We start from the raw sequence: 12,968 nt of genomic DNA, 5'->3' as shown, positions 1-12,968 counted from the left end.
TTTAAATCTTTGCAACTCATTCAATATATACTCGGGTTCCAATAGTAACCCACTCAGCCAGTTCAATAACATCAACATTTCGCATACGGATGCAGCCATGGGAGGCTGGTTTTCCTAACTCTATAGTATCTGGAGTTCCATGAATATAGATATAGCGTCGTAGGCTATCGACCTCCCCACCTCGATTTCGTCCCTCCTCCAAACCATCAAGCTGGAGAATACGAGTTAATATCCAATCTCGCTTTGGATATTTGGAAGCCAGCATTGAACTATACAGTTCTCCTGTGGGCTCCCGAGATACAAATACTGTGTTAATAGGGACATCAAGACCAATGCGCGAGTAAATCTGATGCCACCCTCGAGGAGTACAGCCACTACCATTTTGCTCACCCAAACCATTTTCTCCTGTTGAAATAGGATAAATTTTATAGGCAGTGTCATTTTCAAAACAATGCATTCTTTGCTGACTAGCAGAAATATAAATAAATTGGTTAATGGTTTGCATTGTCATTAATTGCAATCGTTTTTGTATTCACAAACTCTAAAATTCCTTCTCTTGATAATTCTCGCCCAAATCCAGATCGTTTTATACCACCAAAAGGCAATCTTGGATCCGAGGCAACAAAAGCATTTACAAAACACGCTCCGGCATCAATATCGTATCTGGCTATGTGTTCCCCTCTTGCCAAATCTTGGGTAAATACCGCAGCCCCCAAACCATATTGGGTTTCATTGGCTAAACGTATAGCATCTGCTTCATCCTGAGCTTTAGTAATAGCAATAACAGGACCAAATAGCTCCTCATCAAAAGCAGCCATACCTTTTTTCACATCGACTAATAGTGTAGGTGGGTAATAAAAGCCTTTACGCTTTGGCATCTCTCCCCCCTCAATTAATTTAGCGCCCGATTCTACACTCCTCTGTACTTGCTCATGAAGTGCTTTTCGCAAGTCATCGCGTGCCATAGGTCCCATATTAGTTTTTTCATCCAATGGATCCCCCATATGGTAATTAGCCATTAGCTCTTTAATTTTTTCAACGAGAGGATTATAGATTGGTTCAACAGCGATAACACGTTTTGCTGCGATGCAAACTTGTCCGGCATTATTTAAACGCGAAGTCACTACAGCTTTCGCCGTTAAATCAAGATCGGCATCGTGTAAAACCACATAAGGGTCGCTTCCGCCCAACTCCAACACTGCTTTCTTTAAATGTTGTGCAGCGTTTGAAGCAACTGTCGCCCCTGCTTTTTCACTACCTGTAAGAGTTACTGCAACAATCTTCTCATTCGAAATAACTTTTGCGGCTAAATCATTATCCAAAATAAAATGTTGGAATAAATGCTCAGGAAAACCTGCCTCAATAAATAATTCTGCAATTTTGTTACCGGTACCTGTAGAAATCGGCGCATGCTTTAAGATTGCCGCATTACCAGCCATCAATGCAGGAACCGCAAAACGAAATACCTGCCAAAAAGGGAAATTCCAAGGCATAATTGCAAACACAACCCCTAAAGGTTGATAGCACACCATTGCTTTTTTCATTTCAGTCTGCACAGTGCGCGCCTGGAGATAGCCCTCTGCATTTTCAGCATAGTGCTCACAAACCCAAGCACATTTTTCAATCTCGGCTCTTCCTGCGCTAATGGGCTTGCCCATTTCTTGTGTCATTAATAGTGCCAGTTCATCTTTTTTTTCTCTTAATAACTTAGCCATTCTCAACATCGCTTGCTTGCGCTGGGAAAATGGCGTTTTTCTCCAGACACAAAAGCTTAAATGAGCAGCATCAATATAAGAATTTAATTGTTGCTCACTAAAAGTCTTATACTCTTGTAAAACCTCTTCCGTGGCAGGATTTATAGTACGAATAATCATCGCTATTACTCCAAGTATTTTTTTCAGTGTAGCTTATGAAGGTCAGGACGCAAACTATACTTTCATTGAATTTTCATAGGCAGGCTTATCTTAGTGTTTATGCTTGTTTGTTCCAATTCCTGTTCTCAAGCATTAAAGTTCACAATTAATACAAAAAGATTTAACTAAAAACAAGTTCTCCTCTAGGTTCTGACAAATTCACGAATTCAACATAGAGTTTCTTGCACACCGCTTTTGATTGTTGTTACTATTTTGCTAATTTCCGTTGTATTGACACTGCCAATAAAGAACAAATAAAAAAATAAAAGCAGTGCGATAGAGTAACTACCTACTGATTAGGATAAACAATGACAAATAAAAAACTAGGCTACCACCCCGCTCATTATTTGGTTGCCTGGGCTGTGCATGCTTTTACAGCAAGTGCCGCGTGTTTTGGGGTTCTTACTCTTGTCAAAATTTATCAGCATGACTACGTGCAAGCTTTATGGTTCATGGCTATTACCGTGGTTATTGATGCTGTCGATGGTACTTTGGCAAGATTAGTGCGTGTTAAATCTGTTTTACCCAACGTTGATGGTACACTACTTGATAACATCGTGGATTATTTAAACTATGTAATTACACCGTGTTTCTTTCTTTATGTAAAACCTGATATGTTACCTAGCAGTTACTTATTAGTTCTGATCATAGCAATAACAACCACCTCTTCTTATCAATTTTGTCAAATTGATGCAAAAACTCCTGATCACTTTTTTAAAGGGTTCCCATGTTATTGGAACATTGCTGTGTTCTATATGTTTATTTTTAACACCTCAATGTACACCAATGCATGGATATTATCGATTTTATGTTTGTTAATTTTTGTTCCCATTAAATATGTATATCCTTCTCGTCTTGATTACCTAACCAAATATCGTTTTGTGAAAGTAATAATGCATACCTTTTCGCTGATTTATGGTCTAAGTTCCGCGCTTGTTCTTTGGAACTATCCACATATTGAATATATTTGGCTATTTTTATCAGTTAGTTATGTAGTGATGTACTTAAGCCTTAGTATGTATAGAACCTATTCGCCCATGACTCATTCTGAAATTACTACAAAAGTGAATTAATAAGTTGATTCACTTTTAAAGCAGTTATCATTAAAATACGCACTTCTAAATTTTATATGAGGATTTTCATGTCATTTTGTAAAGCAATCATGTCAGTAGTAATGATTACTATGTTTTGGGGTATAGCCACTGCTGCGACACCTACAGCTTTTCCTCATGGTTGTGAGGTAAGCGGCTTCGGTTTTAGTGAGAATCATTTGATTGTTAACGACAATGGCCAACAATCTTTTTATTTAATTCAAAATCGTAGTAACCAACCCGTTGAATTACAACGTATTGAAACACGTGAAGAGTTTATGAGCCCCTCTTTAGCTATGAAGCTAGATCCTTTGAATTGGGCTGCTTTTGCATCAGACATCGCAAACTTACATTTTCAGTGCTTTATTAAAGAGAATGAAACCGTAAAAGCCCTGGATTGCCGTGATGTTTTGGAGGTTTGTCAGTACCCACGTGTTAAGTTTGCTTTAAGCAATATGGGAAACTATTGGGTATCAACAAATAAATCTCAGAATGATGTCATTACTGAGGCAACCAAGAAAGGAATTTACTTACGTTGGTGACTAGGTGAATATAAAACGACAGAATGAACTCTTTCTCGTAGTAGGTATAATCGGCTCTTTTATTTTACTTTTGGGGCTGACAAATACTCCTGCACAGAAATATTATGTAATTGGTTCCGCCCTATTATTACTAACATCTATTCATTTTAGACTGATCTATTTCATAGCGCTTGAAATTATTCTTCTTGCAGGTCATGGTGCTATTCTTTTGGGAATTGGCACTACCCTCCAGTTAGCTTTGCCTATTCTGCTTTGTATCCAGCTATTATCTTTTTATTTTATGAGTGGGCAATTAAATAATATTTTTCTTCTTATTGGTATCACCGGTATTGCTGTGCTTTCCGTTGGCTTCTCCTACGAGAATCAATGGATATTCTTTATAGGAAGTTTTTCAATAGCTATTTACGCGTTTTATACCGCCTATAAAGGCAAAGCAATTACTTTATTATGGGCTATTCTAAATTCACTTTTTGCTTTAATTGCAATTTTGAAATTGATCTTTTCATAAGGTTGGGAATTTATGGCTAAAACACCTTCGAACATGGTGCCCTTAGGGACATCCGCTCAACAATTTTCTTTATTAAATGTCATGACTGGCTCCAAAATAAGCTTAAATAACGCATGGGACAGTAAAGCCACAGTCATTATGTTTATTTGTAACCACTGTCCCTATGTCAAACATGTAAGCAGTGAATTAACACAATTAGCGCATGACTACATGCCTAAAGGAGTAAGTTTTCTTGCTATCAATTCAAATGATGTTGAAGCTTACCCTGCAGACTCACCTGAGAATATGAAAAAAACTGCCCTTGAACAAAATTATCCATTTCCTTATCTCTACGATGAAACTCAGGAGGTTGCAAAGGCTTACCAGGCTGCCTGCACACCCGATTTCTATGTTTTTGATTCAAATCTTGCATTAGTTTACCGTGGACAATTAGATGACTCTAGACCAGGCAATGACATCGAGGTAACAGGTAACCATTTGCGTAGCGCCCTAGATAGCTTACTTGCCAATAAACCTATTACTATTGAACAAAAGCCAAGTTTGGGATGCAACATTAAATGGAAAAATTAGTTCAATATAAGTTAACTTTTTATGTTCCGGAAAGTCACCTCGAAATTGTCAAACAAGCTTTATTTGATGCAGGTGCTGGAAGACAAGGGAATTATGAGCATTGTTGCTGGCAATGCTTAGGTCAAGGACAATTTAGCCCCCTTAGTGGGGCAAAACCCGCTATTGGAACACTTGGTACATTAACATTCGTCCCCGAATACAAAGTGGAAATGATCTGTTCTAGCCAATATATTGTCAAAGTAATTCAAGAGCTCAAAGCAAACCATCCCTACGAGGAACCTGCATTTGAAGTAGTCCGCATGGAATTTTTTTAACAATTCGAAAAAATAAGGGCTTTTGCATCATCTTTAGAGAGACAACCTCCTTATTCTGCACGCAAAAAAGCGCACAAAATAAGGAAGAATCAGAGTATTTTATTATTTGGCAGAAACAATTTGAATTTGTAAATTTGCAATTACATCGCTATGAACATGAACTTCCACAACATAATCACCAATTGAATGAATTGGACCTTCAGGCATAACAATTTCACGCTTACTTACTTCAATTGATTTGGCTTTCAAAGCATCGCAAATTTCATTCGCACCAACAGAGCCATAAAGCTTACCTTCGTCACTAGCCATTGCAGAAATAATAACTGTCACATCATTTAATTTTGCAGCACGTTGTTCAGCATTTGCCAATGCTTGCTGTGCTTTTTTCTCAAGCTCTGAGCGACGTTGCTCAAAACGCTTGATATTATCTTCGGTAGCAAATACAGCTTTGCTTTGAGGGATCAGGTAGTTGCGACCATAACCCGCTTTCACATTCACTTTATCACCCAAGTTTCCTAAATTTCTAATTTTTTCTAGTAAAATAACTTCCATCTCTTAACCCCCTTAATCTGTTTTTCCGCCTGTTTTAACAAGCAAATATAATCTAAAATTAAACAAACTATCTAAAGCACCTAAAAGGACATAAATGGGCAACATAACAAAAGGCAATAATATTAAAGGAAGTAGTAATAAGAATAATGTTCCAATTCCTTTTTTCCCTTTTGTTAAAATATTAAAACCTATGCTTATTCCTGCACTAGCATAATACACAACTAATAGTGGCAAACAACTAATTGCTAAAGGGAAATGTTGATAAGCCCCTATTGCCGAAGCTAGCAGTATAATTACCCCCCAAGGGCTGGCACGAAAACCAAGCATTTCTTGCCGATATCCACCAGGATAGAATAAATTAGCCTGGGTAGAACGCGCCAACATAAGCGAGGCAACTGCTGACAGAATAATACTGACTGCCTGAACTCCTACAATATAGTTGGCAATCACTATTGGATTCACTACATCCTGGTTGCTGAGCAAACCCGCAACAGCATCATCACTCTCCAGCCCTTTTAGCACAGTTTGGATAAGTTGATATTGCTGATTAATAAACTCAGGGGCCAACCAATGCACCAAGACAATACCAGTTAAAGCCTGCAGAACTATAAAAGCCACTGCGATCCGCCAACTCATGGTTTCACGCAAAATCCCCGCTGTTAGGTAACAGGGTAAAAAAGCTATCACAGCCTCCATAAAACTGGCAGACCATGATGAGGATAACAGCGATAAGAGAAGCATTGACACAACTCCTACCACTACTCCTTTAAACCCAGCCCCCCATCCTTTGCGCAAAGTTATCAATGCAACAACAGCAACCGATAACCAAGCCGCGAAGGGTATTAAGGCTAAAATTGCGATGTATACCAATGCATGAAGGTCATTTTCCAATAAGAAATGACCTTGCTTACGCAATAACTCGCCCAGACGTGTCATTTTTATCGGTGGCTGTCACAATAAGGCAATAAACCCAAAAACCGTGCTCGTTGTATAGCTTGCGCCAATTGACGTTGAGGACGAGTGGGAGTACCGGTGATACGACTTGGTACGATCTTGCCTGTTTCAGTAACATATTCTTTTAATAAATTGATATCTTTATAATCAATTTCATTAGAACCTTCTGCGCTGAAACGCATTTTTTTACGTCGAAAATATGCAGTTGACATGAATTATATCTCCTTAAGCTGCTCTTTCATCTTTCTCTTTTTTCATTAACACGGATTGACCAGTAATCGCGTGCTTTCTCTTGATAATTAAATTTCTTAAAATTGCGTCATTAAATTTAAACGCATTCTTTAATTCATCAAGTGCAGCTTGATTGCATTCAATATTCATTAATATGTAATGCGCTTTGTGAACTTCTTTAATGGTGTAGGCAAGTTGTCTACGTCCCCAATCTTCTTTGCGGTGAATTTTACCTTCATGCTTAGTAATAATCCCTTCATAACGCTCAACCATTGCTGGTACTTGTTCGCTTTGATCAGGATGCACAAGAAACACTACTTCATAATGTCTCACTGAGATTTCTCCTTATGGATATAGCCTTCTTCAATGAAAATAAAGTAAGGCAAGGTTAAAAAAACGCACAATCTTAACTGATTTTCTACTTGGTAGCAAATTTACTTCTTTTGAGTAATTCGAAAGGTTGGAAGAATCAATAAAATTTTTAATTTAACTAAATTAACATCAAAATCTTCTTTGCATTGCCATATCAAAGCACAACTATCATGAGAGTTACAGCTCGTTTACTAAAATTTAACCATTTTTCCCTGTAATTTTAAAAATCCAGGTAAAATAAAGCATGAATTTTCGTTTAACCATTATGAATGGTCTCTAAGAAAATAAAAAAAACTCCTCGTAGATACCTGATAAAATTTGATGAATCAACGAGGAGTTAACTTGCATAAAATTCTTAATTCTTTTCTTGAAAATCATAAACTTAAATATTAAATCATTGCTTTTGACAAGACCATGAGATATAAAGTGTTAAAAAGTAACGAGGCTTTTATGAATATTATGACTATTCCTTTTGAGGAACCACTCATTGTTAACATCAACGGAACTGTTGTTCAGGTAGTCGCATTCAAAACCTTGGAGCATGGCAATATTAAATTTGGTGTAAATGCCCCCCGTTCGGTCGAAGTTCACCGTGAAGAGATTTATCATGCCATTAAGCAAAAACAACAAAATAGCGATATTGAATAACCAGCATTTATAATGCAACTTAAAGCCCAATCCTGCTCATTACTTGCTGCTCTTAGCCTTGGTATACTAGCTACAGTAGCTATGGCTATAAACTATTTTTTCTTTAAATTTCCAGGCAATAATTATTTCCCACCTGATGTTTTTTTAATAGCAGTTATGCTTTTCTTGGCATTTATAGGAAGTTATTTGCAATTTGGTAAGGAAAGCATGGCTGTCAAAATGACTAGAGAACTAATTTACTATTTCCTAGTTATGTGTGTTATCGCGTTTGCTACCAATGCTATCCAATACACCCCTTTTACCCCGATTGATGATTTATTAGTTTCTCTAGAAGCCTCCATACATATTAATATCGTGGACATCGTTACTTGGACTGTCAGTCACCCACGGTTTACACAAATACTTGTACATATTTATGACAGCTTACCTTATCAAATGAGTTTTTTACCTGTCGCAACAATTTTTATGCGGAAATTTTCTTACCTGCGTGAATATTATTGCTTACTTCTTGTTAGCGCACTTCTAGGTTTTAGCTTTTATTATTTTTATCCTACGCTAGCTCCAGCAACAACCCTTCAGAACCCTATTTTTAGTCCAGAACAGTATGCAACAGGAATTAAATTTAAAGAAATTCATCAGCATATTTCTCCTTCAACCATAGAAGGTGGGATGATAGCGTTTCCTTCTTTTCATGCAATTTGGGCCTGGCTTTGTCTCTACTTGGTTCGATGGTGGCGTCTGCTTTTCTTTTTACTGTTGCCTGTAAATATATTATTAATCGCCTCCTGTGTTTTATTGGGTTGGCACTATCCAATTGACCTATTGGGAAGCTTTATTATCTTACTACTTACTCATTATTTTTGCTTTCATTGCGTAAAAAAAAACTAGCCTATTTTCTTAGGAACTCCACTAGGAGACTTTAATTCCATTTGTAGCAAGCGACTATTAACTTTATCAACCATACCCAGTTGCTTTAACTGCTCATAAGCCAGCGTATTTAAATCACGATTTTTTTGCTCGCTCAATACAGGATGCACTTGAATATATAAAGCGTCCTTGGAGTAACCCAACTTTATAGGCTCATTAAGTACACGCACAGGAGTACCAACGTTTACAACATTAAATAAGTATTCAATATCCTCAGGCATCATTCTCATGCAACCCGCACTTACTCTTGCTCCAACTCCATCACGTCTGTTCGTTCCATGGATTAAATACGTCGGCCATCCTAAACGTAATACATGCCTTCCAAGAGGATTTCCATCTCCTGCAGGAAATGTATCCGGGAGCAGCATCCCCTGCTTTGCTGCCTCTGCCTGGACATTAGTCGTTGGATGCCAAATAGGATCTCTTTCTTTTGCGATAACTTTGGTTAATCCCAAAGGAGTTGTCCATCCTTTTCGTCCAATACCCACTGGCATGGTTATTACCACATTCTCATGGGGAGAAAAATAATACAGTCGATATTCTGCCAGGTTGATTACCACCCCTTCACGAGGGGCATGTGGTAAAATAAATTGCGATGGAATAAGCAAAGTTATATTTGAGGATAAAGAACTTGTGGGATTAACTTGTGGGTTAGCCCTAACCATTTCGTTATACCCTATATCAAAACGAATACCCACATCACTTAGTGTTTCTCCCATTTCAGGATGGGCATACTGAATTTCACCAATTACCTCACCCTGGGTTGGCAGTACAAAACTTATGGACCAGAGGGACGTGGAAACTGTAACTCCCAAACCAAGCGATAGAATACGTAGACAATTGAATATTCTCATGAACAATTATCCTTAAGGGATAAAAAAACGGCAAGGGAAATACCTTGCCGCAAGTATAGAATTATATTCACTCATGACAAAAGCTGGTTATAAACTAGCGTCCGCTTTAAAACGATCACCATATTGTGCTTCCAACTTTGCAAAAAGTTCATTTAACTTATCATGCCCAAAATGCTTGGCATAGTTCATAGGTCCGCCGCGGAAAGGTGCGAAACCGGTTGCAAAAATCATCCCACCGTCAAGCAAATCACTATCGGCAACAACTCCCTCACGCAAACAAGTCGCCGCCTCATTTACCATTCGTAAAATTAGACGATTGGCAATATCTTTAGCAGGCTTATTACTAGTTACTTTTTGCTTCACAGGCTTGCCATTTTTATAACGGTAGAAACCTTGACCTGTTTTACGGCCAAGCTTACCCTCTTTAACCATATCACGTAGTCTTTGAGGGACTGTGCCTCCAAAATGTGAAGTGAGGTTTTCTGCCACTGCTAGGCAAACATCCATACCTACAGTATCAGCTAATTCGACAGGCCCCATGATCATGCCAAATTCTTTAGCAGCTTTGTCAATTTCCTCACCAGTATACCCCTCCTCAAGCAACTGCACACATTCCATGAGGTAAGGCATCAAGACACGATTGATTAAAAATCCTGGACTTGATTTTACAGGCAGCGGTAAACGGCCAATCTGACCGACAAAGGCACACGCATCGTTGACAATTTCTTTTGTAGTTTTGGAGCTACTTACTATTTCAACTAGTTCCATTTTAGCGACTGGATTAAAGAAGTGAATACCAACGAGACGTTTTGGATTAGCCATGACCTGACTGATTTCATCGAGAGGTATACTAGAAGTATTGGTAGCAATAATGGCATTCTTCTTAGCCTGGGCTTCGATTTGTTGCATAATTGCTTGCTTGACTTCTAGATTTTCAAAAACGGCTTCAATAATTACATCAGCGCGAGCAATGCCATGTCCTTCTGGATCTGCAACCAATCTATCCATGGCAGCTTGTATAAGGCGAGGTTTACGCAATTTCTTCTTATATAGGGCATAAGCTCGGCCAATAGCAGGCGCAATTTGTAAATGGGACTTATCTTGCAAAGTAACATGCATACCACGCAGAGCACACCAAGCTGCAATATCACCGCCCATTACACCAGCACCAATCACATGCACGTGTTGTGCTTTGAAATCGCTACCTTTGGCAAAAGCCTTCATCCTTTCGCGCAATAAAAAAGCACGTATTAAATTTCGTGCCGTCTCACCTTGACTAACTAGCTGCTCAACAGAGTCCGCCTCTTTAAGATAACCACGCTCACCTACTCCTCCCTCCTTCTCCCATAGATCAATCACAGCATAGGGAGCGGGATAATGCTGCTTCGATACTCGTTTGGAAACATTGTAACGTAACAGAGGGGCAAGTAAGGCGCGAACCCATGAGTAGTTCGTTAATGAGTGCATAAATTTGGGCTTATGTTTTGCTGGTTTATTTTTGATATAATAAACTGCTGCCCGCTTTAATTGTCTTAATGGAACAACATCATCCACAACCCCTAAGTGCTTAGCTTTTTCCGCACTAAGTGGCGCTCCAGTGAGAATCACTTTAGACAATGCATCGAAACCACCAATTATCTGAGGCAACCGAACTGTACCCCCCCACCCCGGATGAATGCCTAACATAATTTCGGGTAAACCCAAGCGAGTCTCTTTATCATCGCTAGCTATGCGATAATCGCATGCCAGGGCCAGCTCCAATCCTCCTCCCATACAAAAACCATCAATCATTGCAACGGTGGGAATTGTCAGCGCTTCTAGTCGCGAAAAAACCGCCTGCCCCTTTCTTAAAAAATCGACTGCTTCTGCTGGTGTGGTAAATTGTGAAAAAGCATTCACATCCGCGCCAGCAATAAATCCTTTGTCTTTAGCAGAATAAATAATCAAACCTTTTAGATTAGAACGCTGGCCAATTTCTTGTAGGAGACCATTTAATTCATCTAAAACTTCATTGTTGATTACATTCACTGCCGTATCATGACGATTGATTGCTAACCAGGCAATATGATCAGCATCAGTTTGTAGCTCCCAATTTTTATAATTACTCATGTCCTTTCACCTCTGTCACACGTTCGAGATACATTGCTCCACCCTGACCACCACCAATACAAATGGCAGCCATTCCTCGACTTCCATTATGATGCTTAAGTGACTGGAGCACATGCAAGACAATGCGAGCCCCACTAGCACCAATTGGATGCCCCGCGGCTATAGCTCCACCGTCCATATTTAGTCGGCCAAGTGACGGAGCCCCCATCGCTTGTTTTAAACCTAACTGGGTACGACAATACTCTTCATCATCCCAAGCTGCCAAACAGCCAAGAACCTGAGCTGCAAAAGCCTCATTAATTTCCCAACAGTCTAAATCGCTAGGCTTTAAGTTATGGCGTTGCATAATTGGTGTAGCAGCATGGACAGGTCCCAATCCCATTTGCGAAGGATCGAGTGCTGCCCATTGTGAATCAACAATTCGTCCCATAACAGGCAAATTATATTTCTTAACAGCCTCAGCACTGGCTAATAGCAATAAACAAGCACCATCAGTCACCTGTGAACTATTACCTGGCGTAACCATGCCGTATTTTTTATCAAAATAAGGTTTTAACTTTGCTAATTTCTCAACAGTCGAATCTGGACGAATTCCATCATCTTGAGGATAAACACGTCCTTTGTAATCAATAATTGGGGTCACTTCTTCCATACGCCCTTCAGCATAAGCTAAGGCCAAACGATGATGGCTTTCACTTGCAAAAGTGTCCATCTGTTCTCTTGTAAGATTGAAGCGATAAGCTACTTTTTCAGCTGTTTGACCCATGTTCAATCCAACTATTGGATCAGTTAATCCTCTTAATAAAGCAATTACTGGAGCAAGAAAAGAGGGTCTAAACTTAGTCATTAGAACTGCTCTTTGCCCCATGCTTTTTGCTGCAAACCAACTTGCAAGCCATGCAGCCATCTTTTGATTGAACAGTAGAGGAGCATGACTCATAGCATCAGTTCCGCCTGCCAATATGAGGTCACTTCGGCCATTAGCAATTTGTATCGCTGCATTATCAAGGGCTTGCATACCAGAGGCACAATTTCTCATTACGGTAAACGCAGGTACCTTTTCGCCGCAACCTAATCGCAAAGCCACAACTCTGGCAATGTTTGCTTCGTCAGGTCCTGGCATGGCAGAACCAATAATCACTTCATCTAATTCAGTAGGGGAAAATGGTTGACGTTTTAACAATGGCATTCCGGCAGCGACAGCCAAATCAGAACCCGTAAAAGGACCTATTCCTTTTGCTTTTAAAAATGGGGTTCGACTACCATCAACCACATATACATCTCTGCCGCTTAAATTTGATTTGAGCTTCATTACTCCTCCTGATAGTTGCCAATGCAGCCTAACATCGTTCTAAGCTCTGTCGACAATTGCTTTTATGGTAA

16 protein-coding genes are annotated in these 12,968 nt (G+C 39.2%); 7 read left to right on the top strand and 9 right to left on the bottom strand.

Going from position 1 to position 12,968, the window contains the following annotated elements:
• Positions 1-16: 16 nt before the first annotated feature.
• Together Lbru_RS03135 and Lbru_RS03130 are read right to left on the bottom strand one after the other, a co-directional pair.
• Complete coding sequence (locus Lbru_RS03135; RefSeq protein ID WP_238583811.1) at positions 17-511, bottom strand: L,D-transpeptidase; 495 nt, start codon at positions 509-511, stop codon at positions 17-19.
• Positions 492-1,874, bottom strand: a complete 1,383-nt coding sequence (locus tag Lbru_RS03130) for an NAD-dependent succinate-semialdehyde dehydrogenase (RefSeq protein WP_058440717.1) — start codon at positions 1,872-1,874, stop codon at positions 492-494. The genes Lbru_RS03135 and Lbru_RS03130 overlap by 20 nt, the downstream gene beginning before the upstream one ends.
• Positions 1,875-2,221: 347 nt before the next feature.
• Here Lbru_RS03130 and pcsA point away from each other — a divergent pair, with 347 nt between their 5' ends.
• The 5 genes from pcsA (at position 2,222) to Lbru_RS03105 (ending at position 4,938) form a co-directional block, all read left to right on the top strand.
• Positions 2,222-2,986, top strand: coding sequence for a phosphatidylcholine synthase (gene pcsA, locus Lbru_RS03125; protein WP_058440716.1), 765 nt, complete (start codon positions 2,222-2,224; stop codon positions 2,984-2,986).
• Positions 2,987-3,054: 68 nt separating this feature from the next.
• Complete coding sequence (locus Lbru_RS03120; protein WP_058440715.1) at positions 3,055-3,546, top strand: hypothetical protein; 492 nt, start codon at positions 3,055-3,057, stop codon at positions 3,544-3,546.
• A 4-nt stretch (positions 3,547-3,550) separates the two neighbouring features.
• A complete protein-coding gene (locus tag Lbru_RS03115; RefSeq protein ID WP_058440714.1) occupies positions 3,551-4,054 on the top strand; it encodes a hypothetical protein in 504 nt (167 codons plus the stop codon).
• 12 nt (positions 4,055-4,066) lie between these two features.
• Positions 4,067-4,624: a thioredoxin family protein gene (locus tag Lbru_RS03110; protein ID WP_058440713.1), complete on the top strand. Its 558-nt coding sequence runs from the start codon at positions 4,067-4,069 to the stop codon at positions 4,622-4,624.
• Complete coding sequence (locus Lbru_RS03105) at positions 4,612-4,938, top strand: YqfO family protein (RefSeq protein ID WP_058440712.1); 327 nt, start codon at positions 4,612-4,614, stop codon at positions 4,936-4,938. Before Lbru_RS03110 ends, Lbru_RS03105 begins: the two co-directional genes overlap by 13 nt.
• Before the next feature lie 102 nt (positions 4,939-5,040).
• On the opposite strand, the gene rplI is transcribed toward Lbru_RS03105, so the two are convergent.
• The 4 genes from rplI to rpsF are packed head-to-tail and all read right to left on the bottom strand — an operon-like array spanning position 5,041 to position 7,008.
• Complete coding sequence (gene rplI, locus Lbru_RS03100) at positions 5,041-5,490, bottom strand: 50S ribosomal protein L9 (RefSeq protein WP_058440711.1); 450 nt, start codon at positions 5,488-5,490, stop codon at positions 5,041-5,043.
• Between the two features lie 12 nt (positions 5,491-5,502).
• Positions 5,503-6,426 (bottom strand): hypothetical protein, encoded by a 924-nt coding sequence (locus tag Lbru_RS03095; protein ID WP_058440710.1) that lies wholly within the window; start codon positions 6,424-6,426, stop codon positions 5,503-5,505.
• A 2-nt stretch (positions 6,427-6,428) separates the two neighbouring features.
• Complete coding sequence (rpsR, locus tag Lbru_RS03090; protein ID WP_058440709.1) at positions 6,429-6,656, bottom strand: 30S ribosomal protein S18; 228 nt, start codon at positions 6,654-6,656, stop codon at positions 6,429-6,431.
• Between the two features lie 13 nt (positions 6,657-6,669).
• On the bottom strand, positions 6,670-7,008 hold the full coding sequence (rpsF, locus tag Lbru_RS03085; protein ID WP_058440708.1) for a 30S ribosomal protein S6: 339 nt from the start codon (positions 7,006-7,008) through the stop codon (positions 6,670-6,672).
• A 489-nt stretch (positions 7,009-7,497) separates the two neighbouring features.
• Between rpsF and Lbru_RS03080 the strand changes: the two genes are divergently transcribed.
• Together Lbru_RS03080 and Lbru_RS03075 are read left to right on the top strand one after the other, a co-directional pair.
• Positions 7,498-7,695 (top strand): carbon storage regulator, encoded by a 198-nt coding sequence (locus Lbru_RS03080; RefSeq protein ID WP_058440865.1) that lies wholly within the window; start codon positions 7,498-7,500, stop codon positions 7,693-7,695.
• A gap of 12 nt (positions 7,696-7,707) precedes the next feature.
• Positions 7,708-8,583 (top strand): phosphatase PAP2 family protein, encoded by an 876-nt coding sequence (locus tag Lbru_RS03075; protein WP_083500805.1) that lies wholly within the window; start codon positions 7,708-7,710, stop codon positions 8,581-8,583.
• Here Lbru_RS03075 and Lbru_RS03070 read toward each other — a convergent pair.
• From Lbru_RS03070 to Lbru_RS03060, 3 genes are all read right to left on the bottom strand, one after another.
• Positions 8,580-9,476, bottom strand: a complete 897-nt coding sequence (locus Lbru_RS03070) for a L,D-transpeptidase family protein (protein ID WP_058440706.1) — start codon at positions 9,474-9,476, stop codon at positions 8,580-8,582. The two genes, Lbru_RS03075 and Lbru_RS03070, sit on opposite strands and share 4 nt — an antisense overlap.
• An 87-nt stretch (positions 9,477-9,563) precedes the next feature.
• Positions 9,564-11,585, bottom strand: a complete 2,022-nt coding sequence (locus Lbru_RS03065; RefSeq protein ID WP_058440705.1) for a 3-hydroxyacyl-CoA dehydrogenase NAD-binding domain-containing protein — start codon at positions 11,583-11,585, stop codon at positions 9,564-9,566.
• Positions 11,578-12,897, bottom strand: coding sequence for an acetyl-CoA C-acetyltransferase (locus Lbru_RS03060; protein WP_058440704.1), 1,320 nt, complete (start codon positions 12,895-12,897; stop codon positions 11,578-11,580). Before Lbru_RS03060 ends, Lbru_RS03065 begins: the two co-directional genes overlap by 8 nt.
• Positions 12,898-12,968: the final 71 nt, after the last annotated feature.

This window comes from Legionella brunensis (assembly GCF_001467025.1).
Taxonomy (GTDB): Bacteria; Pseudomonadota; Gammaproteobacteria; order Legionellales; family Legionellaceae; genus Tatlockia; species Tatlockia brunensis.
Note: the sequence above shows the minus strand (reverse complement) of the source record. Positions and strands in the feature narration are given on the sequence as shown.